Genomic DNA, 20,606 nt, shown 5'->3' with positions numbered 1-20,606 from the left:
GATGCGTCTACCAATTTCGCCACGCCCGCATCGGCCCATCTATACGGCGCAAATCGCATAAGGCAAAGAGAATACAGTTGATTCCGCACACGGTTTGAGCAGCCGGGAACATGCTGAGCCGCCGGCGCGGCAAAGCCTTCAGGCTGGCGAATGTTGCGGCTTGCGCCGTACGTAGTTCGCGCGTGGCTGTATTTTTCGCTTGGTGGGAGCGGGCTTGGCCGGCCGGGATTGGCTATCTTCCGCGGCAGCCTTGTCTTCAGCGAGCTTCGGGAGCCGCTTGATATTGATCGCCGCCGCGCTCAGCTGGTTCTTGATGTGGGAGGCATAGAATTTTTCGATCATCTCCACGCTGGTGCGGCAGTTCTTGGCGATCTGGTAGATGTCGGCGCCTTCCATCAGGCGAAGGCAGATGTAGGTATGCCGCAGGCTGTAGGCCGTGCGCCGCTGTCCCTCGCGGTCGAACTTGAGATTTTCCTCTTCAAGGATTCTGTTGAAGAGCTCATGCTGGTAACTGGGAAAAAGATGGTCGGTAGGTTTCGGCTTGTTGCGCTTGCGCAACCTGAAGAAGGGCGCAACCGCGCTGGGCATGCTCTTGCAGTAGCCGACGCCGCGCTTGCCACGCACCTCAATCTCGAGGATGCGCTGGTTGGTTTCCTTGTCCATCACGACGGTGACGTCGCGATACTCGAGGCGGTTAGCCTCGTCGGGACGCAGTCCGGTGTTGGCCATGAAGATCACGTAGTCATGAAGCTGCTCGCAGGCGTAGCGCCAACGTTCGTTGATGGGGTTCTCCGCGCGCCGCGAGGTCGCAAGATAGAGCTTTCTGTATTCAATCGGCGAGAACCACGCCCGGTGGGAGATCTTGCTGTTGCTGCGATAGGGCTGAGACATGTCTGGCAAGCTTGAGAGCCAGCCATGGCGGAGGGCAGTCTTAAGGGACTGCCGGAGAGCCACCATTTCTTGGTGGAGGGTGTTGCGCGCGGGTGGTTTGCCGCGCGCTTCCTTGGACTTCTCGATACGGTCGATCCGGTATTCTTGAATGGCGCCGGAGGTGACCTGAGACAGCGGCTTGTCGCCGAAGAACGGGATGAGGTACTTGCGGATGCGGCGCTCATGTCCGCCGACGTAGATAGGGCTGCGCTGACCTTCGGTGATGACGGGAAATTCCCGAAGAAACTGCTCCGCAGCGTGCTTAAAGGTCTTCTCGGCGTTCGCGAGGACCAGCTTTTCCAAGTCGCCGCGGACGTGCTTGCCACGTAATTCGAGATACCACTCCTCGGCGAAACGTAGCGCGGCAGTGATACCTTCCATCTTCGTGCTGACGCGATAGTTGCGCTGTCCGACGTAAGCGGCGGCTTGCCAGTGTTTGCTATCGGCACTGCGCTTGTAGATGTAGCACTTGCCGCCCATCAGATCGTGGCGCTCGATCGTCCCATCCTTCTTGGAAGGGTCGATGCTCGTCCCAGCTGCCGAGATGTCCATAGCGCAATGTCCAATTGTGTAATTTGTGTAAGCGATGTGTAATCGTCCATCGGACCGCTGATTTTGTCAATCTATTTGTAATATATAAAGAATTTCAGTTTTTGGATGATTCAAATAGTGATTTTAAGTCCCTTGCGTCTACCAGTTCCGCCACGTCCGCGTTGCGCCAGGCGCGCCGATTTTTAGCGCGTTTGGGCGCCGAGTGGAATTGTCATTATCCGGTGCTAACAAGTGAGCTTTCAAAGGCTTAAGCGGCGGCCCGCAATTCCATTTGCCTCGGAGGCCGAGCATTGGGATAAGCGGCGCGCCGCCGCGATTGAGCCTCAATCCGGACACCGGTGGCTGCTTTAGGCAATCTCAACACTGTCCGGTTAAGAAAGCTGAATGTCTGTTCGTTTCCCACGCCGCCTGATGCTGTCGCGCGCGGCGGCCGTCATCGCGCTGCTCGCCTCGGCCGCGGGCGTTTCCGGCTGCGCGCAGATCGGCGACACCGTGCCGTCGGCATTCGCCGACCCCGCCAAGTACGAGCTTTATGATTGCAAGCAGCTCGAGAACGAGCGCAGCAATCTCAAGACCCGCGCGGCGGATCAGGAAAAATTGATGGCCAAGGCGGAGACCGGCGTCGGCGGTACTGTCGTCTCCGAGATGGTCTATCGCAACGAGCTGATCTCGATCCACTCTCAGCAGAAGCTGGCGGATGAGGCCTGGCGCAAAGGCAAGTGCCATGAAAGCCCGCCGGACACGCCTGCGGCCGCTGCCCCCGCTGCTCCCACGCCGGCGGCGAAGGGCCCGCGCGCGCCACGGGGCCTCGTCCACTAAGCCTGCGTTGTTGCGATTGGCCGAGCTCAGGCGCGCCAGTCGTAAATCCAGTCCTGCCGCGCCAGCATGCGCTCCGGACCAATGGCGCGGATCGCCAGATCGCGCGCGATCGCCGCCGGCCCGCGCAAATGATAGATGCGGCCCTGCTGCCGCGCCAGGCGCTGCACTTTCAGCACGCGCCCGCGCCGCACCCGTGCGTAGCGCTTCAACGCGGCGGGAATACCTGCGGTGTTTTCCCCGGTGCTGTCCCTCAACGCCTTGGCGAGCACGGCCGCATCCTCGATCGCCATGCCGGCGCCTTGCGCGGCGAACGGCAGCATCGCATGCGCGGCATCGCCGAGCAGCGTCACCGCGCCTTCGCTCCAGCGGCCGATGTCGGGCAGGGTGAACAGTGCCCATTTGCGCCAGCCGTCGACCGCGCCGATCAGCATCCGCGCTGTCGCGGGCCAGCGCGCGGTGGCGAATGCACCCTTGATCTCGTTGATGTCGCCGGGCTCGCTCCAGCCCGGCCGGTTCCAGGTGCCCGATACGATCGCGACCACGTTGATCTGGCGTCCGGCCGAGATGGGGTAGGCGACGAGATGCGCGTCCGGTCCCATCCAGAGCTGTACGCGCGGTGCGGTGTATTCATGCGGCAGGGCGGTGGCGTCCAGCGTGCCGCGCCAGGCGATCAGGCCGGAGAATTGTGGCTGTACATCCGGAAACAAATGCCCGCGCACCGACGACCAGATGCCGTCGGCGCCGATCAGCGCAACGGCCAATTCCTCCTGCCGTGAATTGCCGCGGCGTTGGACGACCGTGAGGCCTCGCGCATGCTTGGTCACATCCTCGAACTGGCAGCCGAGCCGCAGATCGATATCGGGATGGTCGCTCGCGGCGGCCTGCAGCGCGGCCTGCAAATCGGCGCGGTGGATCACCCAATAGGGTGCGCCGGCGCGGAACTCGGCGGCCTGGCCAAGCGGCATCCGTGCGATCTCGCCACCGGCTCGTGCGCTCAGGATGTTGACGGATTCAGGCGTGACCGCGCGCCGCGCAAGCGGTTCCTTCAGCCCGAGCTCGACCAGGATGCGGCTCGCATTGGGAGAGAGCTGGATGCCGGCGCCGGCTTCCTCGAGCCGTTCGGCCTTCTCCAGCACGACGACGCGAAAGCCCTGTGCCGCCAGTGTCAGCGACGCCGTCAGTCCTCCGATCCCGGCGCCTGCAACGATGACGGTTCGCGTCAGCGCCACGGAGCGGTCAGGCGACCTTGTCTTTCAGCACGCATTCCGGCGGCCGCGCTTCGCCGGCCGCGAGGTCGGACGCGAAGCGATAGAGCGTCGAGCAGTACGGGCAGATAATCTCGTTGTCGTTACCGAGGTCGAGGAACACGTGCGGGTGGTCGAACGGCGGGTTGGCGCCGACGCACATGAACTCCTGCGATCCGATTTCGATCACCGAGACACCGGCATCGTTATGGAAGTGCGGGACGACGTGGTCGGACATATTCTCACCTTGATGGCAACGATGGGCAGACGCAATCAACAGCATGCGGCATCGCGAAATGCCGCGCACCATACTGGCGGGAACAGTTGATTCCTAGAGCCCCGATGGCTCATTTGCTCATGCAAATTCGACACAATCTTGTCGTCCCAGAGAAGCCCTCCTTTGGTCGGAGCCGTTGTGTCGCAAAAACGGCACACTATCTCCAAGGCGAATAAAACTAGAGGTTTTAGCGGAATGAATCGGGTGCGCGTCAGCTTGGCGGTGGTCGGCGTGGCAGCAAGTGCTGCCGTGGGCGCGGCTATTTGGCCGCACGCCCGTGATGCCGGCACCGTGCTGGCGGCGCGGGACGATCCCGCTGCGCTCGCCGACATCAGGCTCAATTCCGTGCTGCGCAACAACCCGGCGTTGATCTCCGACAATATCGAGGCGGCGCTGGCCTCCGGCGATGCCGACCTTGCGGCCAGCTTTGTCGAACTCGCCGGCGAGAAGAACATCGCGCTCAGTGATGATCTCACCAAGCGCGTCGATGATGCGCGCGCCGAGCAATCATCCGGCGTGCATTTCGCCAAGGGCTTTGCCACCGGCCTGGTGACCGGCAACGCCCACGATGTCGCAAGCCTGTCCGGCACCGTCGCCGGCGACCTGTTCGTGTTCGGTGATGTCAGGGACGTCGTGCGCGAGGGCAAGCACCTCGTGATGGGCGAGGACACCGACCAGCTGGTGCTCGGCCTCGCCGCCGCCGGGCTTGCGGTGACCGCGGCCACCTATGTGTCGGTCGGCGGTGCCGGGCCGCTGCGCGCCGGGCTGACGCTGGTCAAGGATACGCGCAAGGCGGGACGGCTGAGCGAGGGGATGATCGAATGGGCCGGGCGTTCGACCCGCGAGGTCGTCGACCAGCCGGCGCTGCGCGAGGCGGTCGCATCCGGCTCGGTGCTGCGGCCGGTGGAAACCGCAACCGCGATCCGCGCGGCCTTCCGCGCCGAGAAGGCCGGCGCCCTGGTGCGCGTCGCCAAGGACGTCGGGCGCATCGGCGAGGCGGCCGGGGTTCGCGCTGCGCGGGATACGCTCAAGGTCGCCGAGAACCCGAAGGAGATCGCGCGGGCGGCGCGGATCGCCGAGGTCAAAGGCGGACAGACCCGCGCGATCCTGAAGCTGCTCGGCCGCGGCGCGCTGCTGCTGGCGGCCGGGGCATTCAATCTCACCATGTGGCTGTTCGGCGCCCTGCTGGCGCTGTTCGGCTTCCTGTCGTCGATCAAGGCCACCACCGAACGGGCCACCGCCTGGTGGCTCAGACGAAGCAAGGTGCTGCGCCTGAAGCGGCAGATGGCCGCTCAGGCTACCTTGGCGAGTATGCCCGCCCAGGGTTAGGCTTGCGGTCGCCGGTCGATCGCCAATCGCAAATCCCAAGAACAAACGGAATGGATGATGCCGAGTTTCCATCACGGCGATGTTGAAATTGCCTATATCGACGAAGGCGCGGGCGAACCGATCGTGCTGGTGCACGGCTTTGCCTCGAGCAAGAACGTCAACTGGATCTACCCGACCTGGGTGTCCGATCTCGTCAAGGCCGGCCGTCGGGTGATCGCGCTCGACAATCGCGGCCACGGCGAATCCGCCAAGCTCTACGATGCCGCGCAGTACGAGATCGCGACCATGGCCGGCGACGTGATCGCGCTGATGGACCATCTCGGAATCGCGCGCGCCGACATCATGGGCTATTCGCTCGGCTCGCGGATGACGGCGATCCTGGCGCGAGAGAATTCCGATCGGGTGCGCTCGGCGATCCTCGGTGGGATCGGCATCGGACTGATCGAGGGCGGCGGCCCCGGCGAGGCGGTCGCGCTGGCGCTGGAGGCGCCGTCGCTCGACGATGTCACCGACCCGGTCGGCCGTACCTTCCGCGCCTTTGCCGATCAGACCCGATCCGACCGCCGCGCGCTCGCCGCCTGCCTGCGCGGCTCGCGCCGCCTGATGACGCGCGATGAGGCGGCCGGCATCCGCGTGCCGATTCTGATCGCGGTCGGCAGCAAGGACGAGATCGCGGGCTCGGCGTCAGCGCTCGGCCGGATCATTCCGGGTTCGGAGGTGCTCGACATTCCGAACCGCGATCACATGCGGGCGGTCGGCGACAAGGTCTACAAGACCGGGGTCATCGACTTCCTGTCGCGGCGAAAATAGATCGTCGGCTTCATCCCTGGCGAAGGCGCGCACGGCCGCGATCAGCACCACGAAGGTCGCGACCCACACCATGCGCGCGCCGTAGCGGTCGTGCGGTCCCGAGATCACGCCGCAGACAAAGGCATTGCCGAGCAAGGCAAGCGTGACCGTGCCCGCCAGCAGCGTCAGATCGTCGAGCCGCCGCTGCCACAGGCCGCGGCCGAACAGGATGACGACCAGGAGCATCGAGCCCAGCGCGACCGGCACGTGGATGCGGTTGACCGCGGTGAAGTCGAGGTGCCCGCGTTGCTGCCGCGCCGCGTGCATCGGCCGGACCTGTTTGGGAATGTAGCGCTCGATGATGCCGTAGGTATGCGGGATCCAGCCATTGGTGCCTTCACCGGTCGCGACATGCACGAGCTGGTCGGCGGTTGCGGCCAGTGCCGCCTTGGCCTGCCATTCCGGATATTCGGCCAGCGAGCGCAGCACGATGGTGCCCATCTCGTCGTTCAGTCCCTTGAAGCGGCCGAGCGTGTTGAACATGCTGTTGCCCCACAGGAAGTCGTCGGCGGTTGGCGGCAATTCGTTGCGATAGGGGCAGAGCTTCAGCTGCTCCGTCGCGCAATGATCGTGCAGGTATTGCGCGACGATGCCATCCTGCAGCATGCGCCCGAAGGCGACGCCATAGCCGCCGGGCGTCCAGGCCAGCTGTCCGGACAGCGCAAAGTTCGCGGCCAGCAGCATCGCCGCGCCGGCGACGGTGGTCAGGCTGCCTTGCACCAAGCCCGCGACCGGGATGCGCCGGCCGAGCCACGGACGCAGCATCCAGCCGACGCAGCACAGGCCGAGCAGCACCGCCAGCGTCGCGCTGTGCGTGGCGGCCGAAAACGCGATGAACGCGAACAGCACCGCCTTCTCCAGCGTCGAGATCCGTTCGCCGTGCAGGATGAGGATGAAGAGCGCGAGCACCGAAAGGCCGGCGAAGATGTCGGTCAGCAGCATGCTGGCCAGCCAGGGCAGGGCGGTGGTTGCGATCAGCGCGAGGCTGATCGCAATCAGCCGGACCGGCCGGGCGAGGTCGAGCACGCGCAGCGTCAGTTGCAGGATCCACAGCGTCGCCAGGGTCTGGATGCCGAGGTTGAGCCAGAAATCCGATGTCTCGCCGACATGGAGGTAGATGCCGAATACCGTGGACCGGCTCGGCACCAGGTAGCCCTCATACCAGCGCGCCAGATAGCCGCCGGTATCCCATTGGAGCAGCGGATAGCCGTTCCAAAATGCGGGGGCGAGCAGCAGGAGGGGGATGGCAATGGTCGCGATCCAGACCGACCGTGCGTCGGTCAGGCGGGCACCTAAACTCTGGGTATTGATGATGTTTCCCCCTTTTATTGGGGCCGACCATGCCCAAAACCACACTGGGGACGAAATCCGCCAATAGTTGCAGAAGCACGGCTTGATTTCGGCAAAATCCCGACCAATTCCCCTAGACGCCGGCCCCGGGGGTGTTCGGCTGGGGTTTACCGTACTGAGCCATCCCGGGACGCGCTGGGTCCATCGTGCTATAACGCACATCAGAACAACCGAATTGCGAGAGCAGCTATGGCAGTTCATCAGGTCAATCCGCAGGGAGGCAAGCTTGCGGCGCTCGATCCGATCTGGGATCGAATCCGCGGCGAGGCGGAGGACATCCTGCGGCGCGAGCCGGAACTCGCATCCTTCATCTATGCGACCGTGCTGCATCATGAGCGGCTGGAAGATTCGGTGGTCCATCGCATCGCCGAGCGGCTCGATCACGCCGCGCTGTCGGGCGATTTGATCCGCCAGACCTATGGCGAGGCGTTGCGCGATGCGCCCGATATCGGCAACGCGTTCCGCGCCGACCTCGTTGCCGTCTATGACCGCGATCCGGCGACCTCGCGCTTCATCGATCCCTTGCTCTACTTCAAGGGCTTTCACGCGCTGCAGACGCATCGTCTCGCGCACTGGCTGTATCAGAAGGGCCGCAAGGATTTTGCATTCTACCTGCAGAGCCGCTCCTCGGCCGTGTTCCAGACCGACATCAACCCGGCCGCCAGGATCGGCCGCGGTATCTTCCTCGATCATGCCACCGGTTTCGTCTGCGGCGAGACGGCGGTCATCGAGGACGATGTCTCGATCCTGCATGGCGTCACGCTCGGCGGTACCGGCAAGGAGAACGAGGATCGCCATCCGAAGATCCGCCACGGCGTGCTGATCGGCGCCGGCGCCAAGATCCTCGGCAATATCGAGATCGGTCATTGCGCGCGCATCGCGGCCGGCTCGGTCGTGGTCAAGCCGGTGCCGCACAACGTCACGGTCGCGGGCGTGCCGGCGAAAATCGTCGGCGAGGCCGGCTGTGCCGAGCCGTCGCGCACCATGGACCAGATGCTCAGCGCGATCGGGCTTTGATTTCATTCGCTTTCTGATCGCGGCGAAAACGCGCCCAAACAAGAGTCGTGTGCGCAACATCACGTCGCCAAAGCCTGAAAAGGCTCTGGCGATCTTGGCCGTCTCGTCCTAAAACTCCCCCGAAAATCATCGACCCGATTGGAGACGGCCGTGGACGTTCAGGAAGTCAGGAAGCTCGACGCGTATCTGAAGCGCGTGTTCAGCAATCCCAAGATCCGCGTGGTGCCGCGGCCCAAGAAGGACGACTCGGCCGAGGTCTATATTGGCGAGGAGTTCATCGGCGTGCTGTTCGTCGACGACGAGGACGATGATCGCTCGTTCCAGTTCCAGATGGCCATCCTGGAAGAAGATCTGGCTGAATAGGGCCGAACAGCCTCGCTGCCGGCCAAGCCGTCGTATGACCGCTGGCGCCGGTGGCCATTCGCGCACCGCCGCGCGGATCAGCGGTCCGACAAGCCCGGGGCTTCGCGATGGCGAAGCGCACCGGTCGCCGGGTCCAGGGAACGCGACCAGGGAACGCGACTCAGGCGCCGCGTGAAAGCAATGCCGGCACAATCAACGACAGGCCCGCGAGCAGTAGCAACGCAAGCACGACCTTGCGGAATATCTCGTCGTCGATCTTTCCGTATAGCTTGAAACCGCTCCAGAGGCCGGCGAGCAGAAATGGCAGACCCAGCCCGTACAATTTGAAGGTTTCCGTCGTGAAGGCGCCGGTGATCCCCATCGAAATCGAGATCACGACGAAGGCGGCGAACAGGACCGGCTGGAACACCGCGCGCTGCGCGTCCCTCGTCCAGCCGCGCCATTGGCAGGAGATGGTCGAGATGATGCCGCCAAGTCCGGTGAGTCCGCCGACCAGCCCGTTGACGAGGCCGATGGCGATGTCCGGCGCGATGCCGATCTTCATCGGCCTGAACGCCGGTCGTGCCAGGCTGTAGATCGCATAAAGCACCAGCAATGTCCCGACGCCAAATCGTAAGTGGACCGGGCTGAGATAGGTGAGCAGGACCACTCCAGTCGGGATGCCAATCGTCGTGCCAAGCGACAACGGCCAGATGGCGTGCCAATTCAGCGCCTGACGCAATTTCAGGATGCCGTACCCCTGCGTGAGCAGGCCGTAGCCCGCGATCAGCGCCGCTGTCTGGATCGGTGTGATGATGTGCAGCCACACACCTGACACCACGAGGCCCATCGCAAACCCCGAAAGCCCGCTGACGAACCCGCCGGCAAGAGAGGCGAGAACAAAAAGAACGAGACCCACTCCATCCATCGGTCACTCCCCAAAAGCGAGGTGACGCACACTTGGATGTCAATTCCATCTGACGGGGAGGATGCGGATCCCCGAGTTTGCTAACCGGCTGTTGCCGGCTGATCGCCGGCTTACCTATCTGCTTCTCCGTAGGTGATTTGATCAAACAGTGTCACACTGTCGGCCTTGGTCCACAGCCCCACTTTGCCCGCATCGCCGAACGTGGAATCCTCGACCTCGAACAGTTGCTTGCCGTTGAAAGATACAATGAAGCGCGAGGCTTTGAAGTCGATCCGCAGCGTGTGCCAGGTATTGGACGGCACCTTGATATCGATTCCATAGCCTCCCTTGCGGCCGACAATGTCGAGCGGGCTCCGCACGCCGTTCACAGTCTTGTAGAGGACGACATTGTCCTCAAGTGCGTTGGCGCGGGTCACGTAGTAGTTGTTCGCGTCCTTCGCTCGCCAGACAATACCGGCGGCGCGGTCCTGGGATCCTGCGAGAGCCTTGAACCTGACCTCGACGAAGCCGTCCTTGATGCTGGTGTCGTCCTTCAACAGCAGCGGGTAGGTCGCTCGGCCAGATTGCTTGAGCACCTTCGATTTCGACGGCGCCGTCGCATCGTTTTCGACCGTCCATCTCGATTCGCCCGATCCCGTGACGGTGGCAGTCCAGCCGTCGGGCGCGACGCCGATCTGGGTACTCTCAAAACCGACTGCGTAACTTGACATGTCGTTCACTCCCAAGACGAGCAGTGTAGCTGCGACGATGGCCATGAGCCGTTGGGGATGGGGCATTTCCCGGCTCCCATCAGGTCGAGAATTCCGGCATGCGGACGTGTTGTGAAATGCGTACTGACCGAGCGCTGAATCATTCGAGCCTGGACCCTTAAACGGGAGGCTCCGCCGGGGCGGGAAGTTGGTCGAGTCCCGCGATTCCCATTGCGCGTAATGCAATGTGGAATCCTTGGCAAATTGATCAGGGAGAGTTGGAGGCTTGCTCTTGTCCATGTGCGCATGACCTCGACAAGTCGAGCGTTGCACAGTTCTTGGACCGAAGCCTCAAGGGGAGACCGTAATTCCCCTGCGAATGTTTTAGTCCAGCGAAGCGACAAAGGCAATACGCGCCGACCGGTACCGCCATGGAATGCGTCACGGAGCTTGTCATCCGGCGGCGCTGCGCGTCGACCAAATGGCACGCGTTGACGGCGTTACCCCTTCGCGCTGTGCATCTGCGCGGAGAGACGGTTCATCGCGGTGGCGATGTCGCGCCACTGCGCAAGCCAGCTGCGCGGAAAGCGAAAGATCAGGTCGGCGCCGTCGATGCGCCGCTCACTCAGGCACATGCCGGGCGTCGAGGTATCGCGCGTGCAGCGCGCGGTCAGCTGCGGCGCGCTCGCGGTGAACAGGTCCTCGCCGCCATAGGGCGTGCCGTCGCGGAACGCGCGCGCCGTCAGGCCGTCATCAATGTTTGCGCGCTCGTCGAGATAGCGCGGATAGATCGTGCGCAGCCGCATGTCCGGCGCGAGTGAATCGTGATGCGCCGCGATCGACACGAAGATCCTGTCGATCGGCTGTACCTTGTCCTCGACCGTATCGGCGCTGTAGTGCTTCGGCGCGGCAGGCGCTTCCAGCGACGGATAGAGGAAGCTCAAATCGACGCGCTCCTGCGGCCCGGAGTGGCGCTGGATCTTCATGCGCACGGCCATCGTCGGCACGTTGAACAGCGTGCCGCCGACGCTCACCGGCAGCCGCGACGGATCGCTCGGCGGGATGGTCGTGTAGGTCGGCCACAGCAGATAGGCGACAAGCGCGACCGCGCCGGCCGCGATCATCGCCGAGGCGATGATCGGAACGAGATGCGCGCGCGGGTTGCGGCGGGTGTCGCGGGCGAGATGCTGGGCCGTCGAGAGAAGCGTCATGAGCGAGGCTGAGATCAGGTCGGGAGTGGCCGAATCATCTGCCGAATATGCCACGTGGCGGGGAATTTCCGTACGATTCCAATGGAATCCGGGACCGAATGGCCATGCGCAAACGCCGCGTCTGACGTGTCCGGTTAACCTTTCCTTAAGGATGATGTGGCGGCAGGCTGCCAATTCTGCGAAGCAGGGCGGGTGGCCTGTTGCGTAGCGGAAGTTCCGATGTCGCCCGATACCTTGAATTCCCTGTTCTCGCTCTTGATCGGTTTCGCGCTCGCGGGCGCGCTGGCCAACGGTTACCAGGCGATGGCGGAGCGCCCGGCCGGTTTCGGTCTGCTGCAGGAGGGCGCGGCGCCGAAGACCTTCGCCGCGGTCCCGTTCCTCGTCTTCGCCGCACCGTTCATCATCATGCGCAACACGCTGCGCGGGGCACGCATCGAGCGCCGCCGCTTCGAATTCGTGATGATGGCAACCGTCATCTCCGGCTTCTGGAGCCTGATGTCGGGCACCTTCTTCGTGATGACGCTGCGCGCTGCGGGCGTGCTGGCCTGATCCGATCGTGATCCGCGGCCGATCACGGTCGCGCTTGCTTGAAACCATGTCGGCGGTCGTGCCAAGGTCTCCTGCGATCAGAGCTTCGGTTCTGATTGAATCAGAAACCGAAGCTCTGGATTTTCGTTTCGACGCGTTTTCTTCACGCGAACCGGTGTCCACTTCGCTCGAAAACGCTCCAGGGAGACCTCAATGGCGATCTACGAACTCGACGGGCAGGCGCCCGATCTTCCCGCCGACGGCAGCTACTTCATCGCCGACAATGCCGTGGTGATCGGCAAGGTCCGCCTCAAGTCCGCCGCGAGCGTCTGGTTCGGCGCCGTGCTGCGCGGCGACAATGAGTGGATCGAGATCGGCGAGGGCTCCAACGTCCAGGACAATTCCACCCTGCACGTCGATCCCGGCTTTCCCCTCAGCATCGGCAACAACGTCACCATCGGCCACAATGCGATCGTGCACGGCTGCACGCTGGAAGACGGCGTGCTGATCGGGATGGGATCGATCGTGATGAACGGTGCGCGGATCCGGCGCGGCAGCGTGGTCGGTGCCGGCTCCGTCATCACCGAGGGCAAGGAGTTTCCGGAAAATTCCCTGATCATCGGTGCACCGGCCCGCGTGGTACGTACGCTTGACGCTGCGCAGGCCGAGGCGTTGTCGCGGCCGGCGAAGTCCTACGCGATCAGGGGTCCGCAATACAAGGCGGGACTGAAGAAGATCGGCTGAGGCCTCAGCGCTTGCGGCCGCGCTTGCGCGCGGCGTTCGCTGCCGTGGTGCGAGGCTTCGCTGCGTCCTGCGGTCTCGTTGCCTCCTGAAGTCTTGCGCTCTTGCGCAGCGCATCCTTCAGGTCGATCGGAATGCCGTGCTTCTTGAGCAGGTCGGCGAAAGCCTCGTCCGCGAGCTCCTGCAAGGTCGCCATCCGGTCGCGCCCGAGCTGCTTCAGCTTGTCGAAAGTGTCGTCGTCAAACTCGATCAGCTTGCGCAAATTGCATTGCTCCCAAACTGTATTGCTCCAACGCCTGTCGGAACCGGCGTTTTGCGGACTCGTTGACGTCCGCAGGAGAATTGCCATGCGCAAACTATCTGTCACCACCGCGCTTGCGACAATCGCGATTGTGCTGGCGCCGGCGGTTACCGTCGCCCAAGGTACCGGTAGCGGCGCCGGGACCGGCAGCCCCTCGTCAGCCAGCCCGACATCGCCGCAAGCCACTTCACCGCCGGCCGGGACCAACAGCGCCGGGACCGCGCAATCCTCCGGCGGCCCCAACGCCGGCAGGGGCGTTACCACCGGATCGGCAACGACGACCGAGAGCGTCGACAAGGCCATCGCCGACGAGAACAAGGCGGTCGAGCGCCGTACGAAAGGTATCTGCCGCGGCTGTTAACTTCTGACGGCCGCGCTTCGATGAACGCGGGTCGCGCAGATGTGAGCGCGACATAGGCGCGCGGTGGAAGCCGCGGTCCTAGATTGGGTTAGCATGCGCGGGACGCGGCGGAGGAGGCTTGAAAACAAAGCCTTTGAAAAAAGGAGTAACGGGTGATGTTGCGTAAAACGATGATTGCCTTGCTGGCGACGGCCTCGGTCGGTCTGTTCACCGTCGATGCTGCGTCGGCACGCGGTGGCTTCGGTGGCGGCGGCTTTCATGGTGGTGGCGGCTTCCGCGGCGGTGGCGGATTTGGCGGCTTCCACGGCGGCGGCGCTGCATTCCGGGCGATGGGCGGAGGCGGTGGCTTCCGGTCGGCTGCGATCGGCGGCGGCGGTTGGGCCGGCCGCGGCTGGCACGGCGGCGGCTGGCGTGGTGGCGGCTGGAACGGTGGCTACTATCGGCGCGGCTGGGGCGGCTGGGGCTATCCGCTCGCGGCGGCAGCGGTCGGCTTCGGGCTGGGCTATGGCGCCTACGATTACTATGACGGCTACTACGGCAATCCATACTACGCGGGCTACGGCTACGACGATGGCTACGGCTACGGTTACGGCGGCTGTTACGTCGTGCGCCGCGGCGTGATGACACCGTATGGCTGGCGCGTTCGGCCGGTGCAGGTTTGCAATTGAGCCATTCGCTCGCGCATGGCCGGTCCATTCGGTCGCCATGCTGATGGTCTTGCAATGATCGGCGCGGCCGGCGCTTCGATGCCCGGCCGCCGCGCTGGGTCCCGCACTGGTATGCAGCTTGCACCGCCTTGCGGCAGTCCGTGCATGAGCGCGCCGCGAAAACAAATGGCCCGGCTGCGATTGAAGCCGGGCCCAGAGGACAACAAAGATGCTGACCATTCCTGACCTGACATTGCTGCTCATGGTGGTTGTTGCGAGCCTTGCCGTTGCGCTGATCTACATGCTCCGCGAGCTCGAGCCGAAGCTTGCGCGGTTGCGACTGCGAGGTGGTCGCGCCTTGCGCGATCGCACCGAATAGCGCGCAATTCCGTTCGCCGCAGCTTTGGCCGCGGTGGTGCTGCGCATCCAGAGTCGTCAGCCGAGCACGCCGTATTTCTTCAGCTGGTCTGCATCTTTCGCGCGGCGAGGGCCGCCTTCGGGATCTCGAGCCGGAGCTTTCCTGCTGGGCGGTCCCGAGCGGGATTCAAGGACCCCAAAAAACAAGGCCGTCGACGTAGTATACCGTCAACGACCTTGCCAGCCCCGGATATTGAAATCGGCTCACGCCATCCGGTCATTCGAAGATGACTCGGATTCGAAGGCCGATGTGTGAACCAGTTCACAAAGTCAGGATTAATTCACGGTAACGGGCACTCATGATCGGCCGCCGCCGGCCGCCCTCGAGCCCGAAAGTTCCCCATTAGATGATGATCTTGCTGGGGATTTGGCGCATTTTTATGACTCGTCACCTCGCCGGGCAGGGGCTTTTCCGGGAGGCGTCAACCGCGCGACCTGTGGCGCTTCCGGTTGGCGCTACGGGTGGCCTTCGAGCGCTTGCGCGGCGACGGCTCGGCCGCCGGCTCGTTGGCCTGCGCGCTCGCCAGCGACTGGCGCAAACCCTCGACCTGTTCGGTCAGCGCGGCGACCTGGTCGGAGAGCTTCTTCGCATCGGCCGCCTGCAAGGCGAACTGCTTGCGCATGGTCAGCAGCTGGTCCTGCACCTCCTGGAGCTGGTCGATGGATTCCTGCTGGGTCGCCTCCATGCCCTTGGTCTTTTCCACCAGGGCCTCGGAGACCTGCGCGGTCCGCGCCTGCAACTGCCGCGCAGCCACCATGCGGTCGGTCTCCGGCACGTTGCCGGTGTAGGCGCGCCACAGCGCGATCGAGCCGATCCCGAACAGCACGAGCACCAGCGCCACGGCGCCGATCGCGATCGGCTGCACGCCAATCAGGCTGCTGGCTTGTGAATTCCGGGGGGCAAGTTCGACCATGCGACCAACAACCGGACGTCAATTGAAAGGTTCGAAATAGCACAAACCCCGGCGCGGGCAAAACCGGGGGGTGTGTAGACCGCTGCGGCAGCAGCGAAATTTGTATCATATGTTAGTCTTCGGCCGTGCTGCCCGGCCCGCTCGAGGCACGATCGGCTCTGGCCGACCCGAACTCAAGCTCCCCGAATTCAGCCTCTGGGTGCGACCAGGCCGACCCGCATGTCCTTTGCCAGATAGACGCAAGCGCCGTCGGCGAGCACCCGGCCGTCGGCAATGCCCAGCACCAGCCGGCCGCGCCTGGCCTGGCGTATGTCGACCTCATAGCGCACCAGCCTGACATCCGGCGTGATGTGCCCCCTGAACTTGACCTCGCCGACCCCGAGCGCGCGGCCCTTGCCCGGCGAGCCCGACCATCCGAGCCAGAAGCCGATGATCTGCCACATGGCGTCGAGGCCGAGGCATCCGGGCATCACGGGGTCGGCGGCAAAGTGACAGGCGAAGAACCAGTGGTCCGGTGCAATCTCGAGTTCGCCGGCGACGTGACCCTTGCCGAACGCGCCGCCGTCCAGGCTGATCTCGGTGATGCGGTCCATCATCAGCATCGGCGGTGCCGGCAACTGCGCATTGCCCGGGCCGAAATAGCCGCCTTCGCTCGAGCGCAGCAAATCCTGCTTGCTGTAGGACGATTGCGGAGCGTGAAAATCGTGCGGATTGAACAGGTTGGCCATCGATGTTTGGGTTCTGGCTGAAGCTTAGCTGCGGCTGCGCCGCGTGGCCCTTGGCCGCGCGGACAGGGGTTTGGCAGGCAGGCGCAGCGCGGCGGCCATGAAGGCCCAGATGTCGCCGGTCAGCCTCGCCGGATCAGGCCGTCTTTCGCTCATGAGCGCGCCGATCAGCGCCTGCCGGACGCCGCCGATCATCAGCGCGATGGTGAGGTGAGGGTCGATGCCGCCGGGCACGATCCCGTCGCGCTGGGCCGCCTCGAGCATGCGGGCGCCGGCCGCAAGCTGGCGGCCGGTGAAGGCGGTCTCGACATCGAGCACCTCGGGCGCGCGGCTGAGCGGTCCGATCACGAGGGGCGCAAACGGGTGATCGTAGTGAAAGGCGACATAGGCGCCGATCCGCGCCTTCTCCCGGTCGGCCCAGTCCGTGGCGGACAGCTTGGCACCGCCGAATGCCGCCGCATCGAGTTGTTCATAGAAGCCTTCGACCACGGCGGCGATCAGGCCGGCTTTCGATCCGAAGTGATGGTAGGCGAGCCCGGCCGAGACCTGCGCCCGCCTTGCGACGGCCTGCATCTCGAGGTGCCCGTGGCCCTCGATGAGCTCGGCCTGCGCTGCCGAGAGCAATCGTTCCCGTGTCCCCAAGCTCGCCGCGTCCATCATGGGCCCATTTTCTGAATTGAATTCAATTCAATATGGTCGATGCTAGGATGTCAAGCCGCCGACGCGGATGGCAGAGCGAGCCGGTGAAGGGATGCGATGGCGTTTGCAATCAAGACCGAGATCCGAAATCCGCGGGCGAAGGTGTTCACCTTCACTGCGCAGAAGACCATGTATGGCGGCAAGCACATCGCGGCCGACGATGTCGTGTTCGTGTTCGCGAGCGAGAACGAGGGCGGCAGCGGCCTGATCGCCCGCGCGATCGTCGCGTCGGCCGACGCGACACCGCGCAAGATCGGCGTCATCAGGCAGACGCCGCGCGTCAGCATCACGGTCAGACGCACCGCATCCGCGGCGCGGCTGTTCGGGCGCGACCAACTCAAGCGCTTCAAGGATTGGGGCGATGGCCGGCCCGAGACTGAGCTGAATTTCAAATTCTATCGCCAGGCCACCAACAAGATCGTCGGCATCTCAGACGAGACCGCGGCGTTTCTCGAGCGGTTCTTCTAGGCGTCGATCGACGCCGCTCAAAAAGGGTGCGGCCAGCCTTTGGGGGAAGGCTGGCCGCGCGCGAACCGGTCTGGGACGGGGAGGGGTGGGGATGTGACCGGGTCGCGAACTCGAAATTTCCTGTTCTGCTCAGCGCGAGCTTGCCGTTGCAACGGCCGGGCGGTTGTCACCGAGCGAGACCCACACATTGGGATCGCCCTGCGACTGCCGCTTGACGAAGCGGTAGCCAGTGTCGGTCCAGGCGACGATGCTCTCGTTCTGGTTATCGAGCACGAACTCGCCCTTGTCGGTCTTCACCGTCAGCACCGCGTGGCCTTCGCCCTTCTTGTCGCGGACCACCGTGATCAACAGCGCCTCGCGGGGCCAGCCGGCGTCCATCAGCATCTTGCGCTTCAGGAGCACGTAGTCCTCGCAGTCGCCGTAACCGTCTGATGGCAACGACCATTTCTCGATCACGCCCCAATGATCCATGTCGGTCATCGGCTTGATGGATTCGTTGACCCACTTGTTGACACGTACGAGGTCCCGCCAAGCGGTCTGCGACAACACGATGTCGCGTGGTTGCGTCGCGCCGCCGCGGCATTCGCCCGGATTGTCGGCACAGAATTCGACCCAGCCGATCGGCGAACGCGCAACGTCACCCAGGCTGGCGTAGACCACGTCGCCGGCCTTGGCCGACACGCACGTCGCAAACAGAATGGCGGCAACCGCCAAACCTTTCCCCTGTCCCCTGAACCCAAACATCGTGGCCCCCGTTCTTCTTGTTGGGACCACGTTTCGCACAAAGCTTTTGCGCCGCCGCTAAGTACGCAAAGTAGATTTGACGCGAATACTGGTAAAACCTGCGGCGAATTCGAACTGTACTTGAATCGAATTCGCGTAAAATTTGAAACAACTGCAATTGATTCAAATTTTATGCATTAACGCGGCGAGCGCTGCGCCAGCGCGGCTTGTTGCGTCAAACGCTGCGGCCGTTAACCGCCGATTTTCACCGGGCCAAACGCGCCGAAGGCGGCCACCGGTGCACCGGTGGCCGCCTTCGCGGGCCAAAACAGGGGTCTTGAGCGCTTTTTCGCTTTACCTCGCGGTAACGCTCTCTTCGAGCGTTTCCGCCGATTGCTCGTGAACGAACTCGAGCGCGAAGCCTTCCTCGAGATTTCGCACCACGCGGGCCTGTACCCGCCCGAGCATCACGAGCGATTTCAGCGGCGGGCGGTTCTCGGCGGCAATCGCAGCACCGGACAAGGAAAGGTCGATGATGCGGCAGGTCATCCGCGTGCCGTCTTCCTGGGTCAGCAGGGCGATCGGGTTGCGCGGCACGATACGGTCGTGGCGGCGATCCTCGGGCAGATTGAGGATGTCGCGGTTGGCGAGCCAGGTCAGCTGCGCGGCGAGCTTGTCGCGCTTGCGCGCGGTGGCGCCGATCGTCATCGCAAAGCCGTTGTCGATGATGCGGGTGATGCGCCCCTCGACCCGGCCGATATGGTCGAGATAGGCGATCACGCGGTCGCCGACATTGCCGATGCCCGGCGCCAGCAAAGCGAGGCCGCCCGGCGACATGTTGATAATCTGGCAGGGAAACTCGCGCCGGTCGGGCAGCATGTAGCGGCCGAGCAGGTGCACCTTGACGCGCTGGAAGCGCCGCCGCTCCTCGGCTACGGGGACGACGGTAGTTTTCTTCTGTGCAAACGACATCACGACAAACCCGGCCACCGTCCATTCGGAGCCCCGACGACCCTAAGGCTGATAGGGTTAACGGGGCGTTACGGTTGAGGCGGGGAACCCGCACACGGTGCAAGAGAAGCGTGAGTGGATCCCGCATGGCCCCGAAGGGGGCAGGGCCGCGCATCAGGTTCGCCGAACCACCGCGACATGACCTGAGCGGCTTCATCGAGATGGGGGGCGGTGTCGGCGGCCCATGCCACGAAGCCGTCGGGGCGTACAAGCACGGCATTGAGGCCCAGCCGATCCCGCGCGTCGCTTGCGACATAGCCGATCCGGCCACGCCAGCGATCGGCAAGTGCTTGCAGAGGAGAGTGCGGATCGAGGTCCAGCAGCAGGCCGCGCCCGTTCCTGAGCAGTTCGCCGAGCTTCGTGCCGCAGGCGAGCTCGAAGTCGGGGGCGCTGCGTCCCGCCAGCGGATGGTTGCCGCCAAGATCGTAGCGCAGCGAAACGCCCCACACGCGCTCGGCAAAGTAGGTCGTGCCGTCTGATGTCGCGATCAGGTCGCGGATGATGGTCTCGAGCGCGCGCGAACTTCGGCTTGGCCGCATCAGCGCGACCTGGGCGCGCGACCAGTCCAGCACCTGCGCGCCCACCGGATGCCGCTCACGCGAATAGCTGTCGAGCAGATCCGCTGGGGCGTCGCCGCGGATCGTGGCCGCGAGCTTCCAGCCGAGGTTCATCGCATCGCCCAGCCCGAGATTGAGCCCCTGGCCGCCGAGCGGAGAATGAATATGCGCGGCATCGCCCGCGAGCAGCACGCGCCCCTTGCGGTAATCCGTCGCCTGACAGGCGCGATCCGTCCAGGTGGTGGCAAGCCGGAGCGCCGTCAACGTGATGTCCGTGCCGGAGACGCGGCGCAGCACCGCCTGCACATGCTCGCGCGTGATCGGCCGGGTTCGGTGGAAGGCGCCGCCGTCGAACTCCACCATCGCGATCGTGCCGGGCCGTGCGTAGGTATACATGCCCGTCGGCGTGTAGTGACGGCCCGCGCGGAGCTTGTCCGGATCGGCGATCTCGACCTCGACCGAATAGCCGGTGAACTCGGGATCGGTGCCGACGAATTCAAAGCCGCCGGCCTTGCGCACCATGCTGCGGCCGCTGTCGCAGCCGACCAGCCAGCGTCCGTGGAACGTCTCGCCACCGGCGCGAACGGTGACGCCGTCGTCCGACTGATCGAACGCATCGACACTCAGGCCGCGCCTGATCTCAACTCCCAGCGCGGTTGCGCGCGCGGAGAGGGCGGATTCGAGCGCCACTATCTCGACCGCCATGCTGGTGCCCGCCGGGCTCGGCAGGCGAAACGGCCATTTCGACGTGTCGATATCATCGTGATAAAACTGGATGCCGGCAAAATGGCCGGCCGGACGCGGCCGTTGCATCCAATGCGCGCCATTCGATGCGCTGCTGCCCGAGCCATCCTTTGCGTGCTGTCGTGCCGCGATGTCTTCCAGCATCCCGCGACGATAGAACGCCTCGATGCTTGGCGCCGAAAGGCCTCGCATCCCGAAGGGCAGCCGCTTCAGCGGCGAATGCGGGTCGGCGG

At 64.2% G+C, this 20,606-nt stretch carries 24 protein-coding genes and 1 pseudogene; 11 read left to right on the top strand and 14 right to left on the bottom strand.

Features of this window, described 5'->3' with window-relative positions; translation table 11 throughout:
• Positions 1-138: 138 nt before the first annotated feature.
• Positions 139-1,482, bottom strand: coding sequence for a tyrosine-type recombinase/integrase (locus AKL29_RS23800; RefSeq protein WP_063779932.1), 1,344 nt, complete (start codon positions 1,480-1,482; stop codon positions 139-141).
• A 384-nt stretch (positions 1,483-1,866) separates the two neighbouring features.
• Here AKL29_RS23800 and AKL29_RS23795 point away from each other — a divergent pair, with 384 nt between their 5' ends.
• Positions 1,867-2,301: a hypothetical protein gene (locus AKL29_RS23795; protein ID WP_028336110.1), complete on the top strand. Its 435-nt coding sequence runs from the start codon at positions 1,867-1,869 to the stop codon at positions 2,299-2,301.
• A gap of 26 nt (positions 2,302-2,327) precedes the next feature.
• Here the strand turns inward: AKL29_RS23795 and AKL29_RS23790 are convergent, their stop codons facing one another.
• Both AKL29_RS23790 and AKL29_RS23785 read right to left on the bottom strand, forming a co-directional pair.
• A complete protein-coding gene (locus AKL29_RS23790; RefSeq protein ID WP_028336111.1) occupies positions 2,328-3,530 on the bottom strand; it encodes an FAD-dependent monooxygenase in 1,203 nt (400 codons plus the stop codon).
• A gap of 7 nt (positions 3,531-3,537) precedes the next feature.
• On the bottom strand, positions 3,538-3,783 hold the full coding sequence (locus tag AKL29_RS23785) for a zinc-finger domain-containing protein (RefSeq protein ID WP_018272338.1): 246 nt from the start codon (positions 3,781-3,783) through the stop codon (positions 3,538-3,540).
• 234 nt (positions 3,784-4,017) lie between these two features.
• Between AKL29_RS23785 and AKL29_RS23780 the strand changes: the two genes are divergently transcribed.
• Positions 4,018-5,151, top strand: coding sequence for a hypothetical protein (locus tag AKL29_RS23780; protein WP_028336112.1), 1,134 nt, complete (start codon positions 4,018-4,020; stop codon positions 5,149-5,151).
• A gap of 57 nt (positions 5,152-5,208) precedes the next feature.
• Entirely contained in the window at positions 5,209-5,961 is a 753-nt protein-coding gene (locus tag AKL29_RS41000) for an alpha/beta fold hydrolase (protein ID WP_082190691.1), read from the top strand.
• Between the two features lie 3 nt (positions 5,962-5,964).
• Here the strand turns inward: AKL29_RS41000 and AKL29_RS23775 are convergent.
• Positions 5,965-7,356, bottom strand: a pseudogene (locus AKL29_RS23775) (hypothetical protein); the annotation flags it as partial.
• 183 nt (positions 7,357-7,539) lie between these two features.
• On the opposite strand from AKL29_RS23775, the gene cysE reads away from it, so the two are divergent.
• Positions 7,540-8,367: a serine O-acetyltransferase gene (gene cysE, locus AKL29_RS23770; protein ID WP_018272333.1), complete on the top strand. Its 828-nt coding sequence runs from the start codon at positions 7,540-7,542 to the stop codon at positions 8,365-8,367.
• 150 nt (positions 8,368-8,517) lie between these two features.
• Positions 8,518-8,730 carry a DUF3126 family protein gene (locus tag AKL29_RS23765; protein WP_021077729.1) on the top strand — a complete coding sequence of 71 codons (213 nt, stop codon included), beginning with the start codon at positions 8,518-8,520 and terminating at the stop codon, positions 8,728-8,730.
• 160 nt (positions 8,731-8,890) lie between these two features.
• Here AKL29_RS23765 and AKL29_RS23760 read toward each other — a convergent pair whose 3' ends face one another.
• The 3 genes from AKL29_RS23760 to AKL29_RS23750 form a co-directional block, all read right to left on the bottom strand.
• Positions 8,891-9,637: a sulfite exporter TauE/SafE family protein gene (locus AKL29_RS23760; RefSeq protein WP_050385828.1), complete on the bottom strand. Its 747-nt coding sequence runs from the start codon at positions 9,635-9,637 to the stop codon at positions 8,891-8,893.
• Positions 9,638-9,747: 110 nt separating this feature from the next.
• A complete protein-coding gene (locus AKL29_RS23755; RefSeq protein ID WP_244482344.1) occupies positions 9,748-10,413 on the bottom strand; it encodes a 3-keto-alpha-glucoside-1,2-lyase-like domain-containing protein in 666 nt (221 codons plus the stop codon).
• A gap of 413 nt (positions 10,414-10,826) precedes the next feature.
• The gene (locus AKL29_RS23750; RefSeq protein ID WP_050385908.1) at positions 10,827-11,537 is read right to left on the bottom strand and encodes a hypothetical protein; all 711 of its coding nucleotides are present in this window, start codon (positions 11,535-11,537) and stop codon (positions 10,827-10,829) included.
• A gap of 219 nt (positions 11,538-11,756) precedes the next feature.
• Here AKL29_RS23750 and AKL29_RS23745 point away from each other — a divergent pair, with 219 nt between their 5' ends.
• Complete coding sequence (locus AKL29_RS23745; protein ID WP_028336117.1) at positions 11,757-12,086, top strand: DUF6949 family protein; 330 nt, start codon at positions 11,757-11,759, stop codon at positions 12,084-12,086.
• A 192-nt stretch (positions 12,087-12,278) separates the two neighbouring features.
• On the top strand, positions 12,279-12,809 hold the full coding sequence (locus AKL29_RS23740) for a gamma carbonic anhydrase family protein (RefSeq protein WP_028336118.1): 531 nt from the start codon (positions 12,279-12,281) through the stop codon (positions 12,807-12,809).
• A 4-nt stretch (positions 12,810-12,813) separates the two neighbouring features.
• On the opposite strand, the gene AKL29_RS23735 is transcribed toward AKL29_RS23740, so the two are convergent.
• Complete coding sequence (locus tag AKL29_RS23735; protein ID WP_018272329.1) at positions 12,814-13,068, bottom strand: hypothetical protein; 255 nt, start codon at positions 13,066-13,068, stop codon at positions 12,814-12,816.
• 85 nt (positions 13,069-13,153) lie between these two features.
• On the opposite strand from AKL29_RS23735, the gene AKL29_RS23730 reads away from it, so the two are divergent.
• The 3 genes from AKL29_RS23730 to AKL29_RS43410 all read left to right on the top strand — a co-directional run bounded on the left by AKL29_RS23730 (position 13,154) and on the right by AKL29_RS43410 (position 14,494).
• Positions 13,154-13,468 (top strand): hypothetical protein, encoded by a 315-nt coding sequence (locus AKL29_RS23730; RefSeq protein WP_028336119.1) that lies wholly within the window; start codon positions 13,154-13,156, stop codon positions 13,466-13,468.
• Positions 13,469-13,623: 155 nt separating this feature from the next.
• On the top strand, positions 13,624-14,136 hold the full coding sequence (locus tag AKL29_RS43715) for a hypothetical protein (protein WP_028336120.1): 513 nt from the start codon (positions 13,624-13,626) through the stop codon (positions 14,134-14,136).
• Positions 14,137-14,344: 208 nt separating this feature from the next.
• Entirely contained in the window at positions 14,345-14,494 is a 150-nt protein-coding gene (locus tag AKL29_RS43410) for a hypothetical protein (protein WP_167350419.1), read from the top strand.
• Positions 14,495-14,954: 460 nt separating this feature from the next.
• Here AKL29_RS43410 and AKL29_RS23720 read toward each other — a convergent pair whose 3' ends face one another.
• From AKL29_RS23720 to AKL29_RS23710, 3 genes are all read right to left on the bottom strand, one after another.
• Positions 14,955-15,446 (bottom strand): hypothetical protein, encoded by a 492-nt coding sequence (locus tag AKL29_RS23720; protein ID WP_050385827.1) that lies wholly within the window; start codon positions 15,444-15,446, stop codon positions 14,955-14,957.
• A gap of 188 nt (positions 15,447-15,634) precedes the next feature.
• Positions 15,635-16,165: a bifunctional 3-hydroxydecanoyl-ACP dehydratase/trans-2-decenoyl-ACP isomerase gene (fabA, locus tag AKL29_RS23715; RefSeq protein ID WP_050385907.1), complete on the bottom strand. Its 531-nt coding sequence runs from the start codon at positions 16,163-16,165 to the stop codon at positions 15,635-15,637.
• Between the two features lie 33 nt (positions 16,166-16,198).
• Complete coding sequence (locus AKL29_RS23710; RefSeq protein ID WP_050385826.1) at positions 16,199-16,831, bottom strand: TetR/AcrR family transcriptional regulator; 633 nt, start codon at positions 16,829-16,831, stop codon at positions 16,199-16,201.
• A gap of 96 nt (positions 16,832-16,927) precedes the next feature.
• On the opposite strand from AKL29_RS23710, the gene AKL29_RS23705 reads away from it, so the two are divergent.
• Positions 16,928-17,338 (top strand): hypothetical protein, encoded by a 411-nt coding sequence (locus AKL29_RS23705; RefSeq protein ID WP_028336123.1) that lies wholly within the window; start codon positions 16,928-16,930, stop codon positions 17,336-17,338.
• Positions 17,339-17,467: 129 nt separating this feature from the next.
• Here the strand turns inward: AKL29_RS23705 and AKL29_RS23700 are convergent, their stop codons facing one another.
• From AKL29_RS23700 to AKL29_RS23690, 3 genes are all read right to left on the bottom strand, one after another.
• Positions 17,468-18,082 carry a transglutaminase-like cysteine peptidase gene (locus AKL29_RS23700; protein ID WP_026192955.1) on the bottom strand — a complete coding sequence of 205 codons (615 nt, stop codon included), beginning with the start codon at positions 18,080-18,082 and terminating at the stop codon, positions 17,468-17,470.
• Between the two features lie 333 nt (positions 18,083-18,415).
• Positions 18,416-19,033 carry a PilZ domain-containing protein gene (locus tag AKL29_RS23695; protein ID WP_028336124.1) on the bottom strand — a complete coding sequence of 206 codons (618 nt, stop codon included), beginning with the start codon at positions 19,031-19,033 and terminating at the stop codon, positions 18,416-18,418.
• A 68-nt stretch (positions 19,034-19,101) separates the two neighbouring features.
• Positions 19,102-20,606: FAD-dependent monooxygenase (locus AKL29_RS23690; RefSeq protein ID WP_244482342.1), on the bottom strand; the 1,505-nt coding region annotated here is incomplete at its 5' end.

It is taken from the genome of Bradyrhizobium pachyrhizi (genome assembly GCF_001189245.1).
Classification (GTDB): Bacteria; Pseudomonadota; Alphaproteobacteria; order Rhizobiales; family Xanthobacteraceae; genus Bradyrhizobium; species Bradyrhizobium pachyrhizi.
This window is presented reverse-complemented; position numbering and strand designations above follow the sequence as displayed.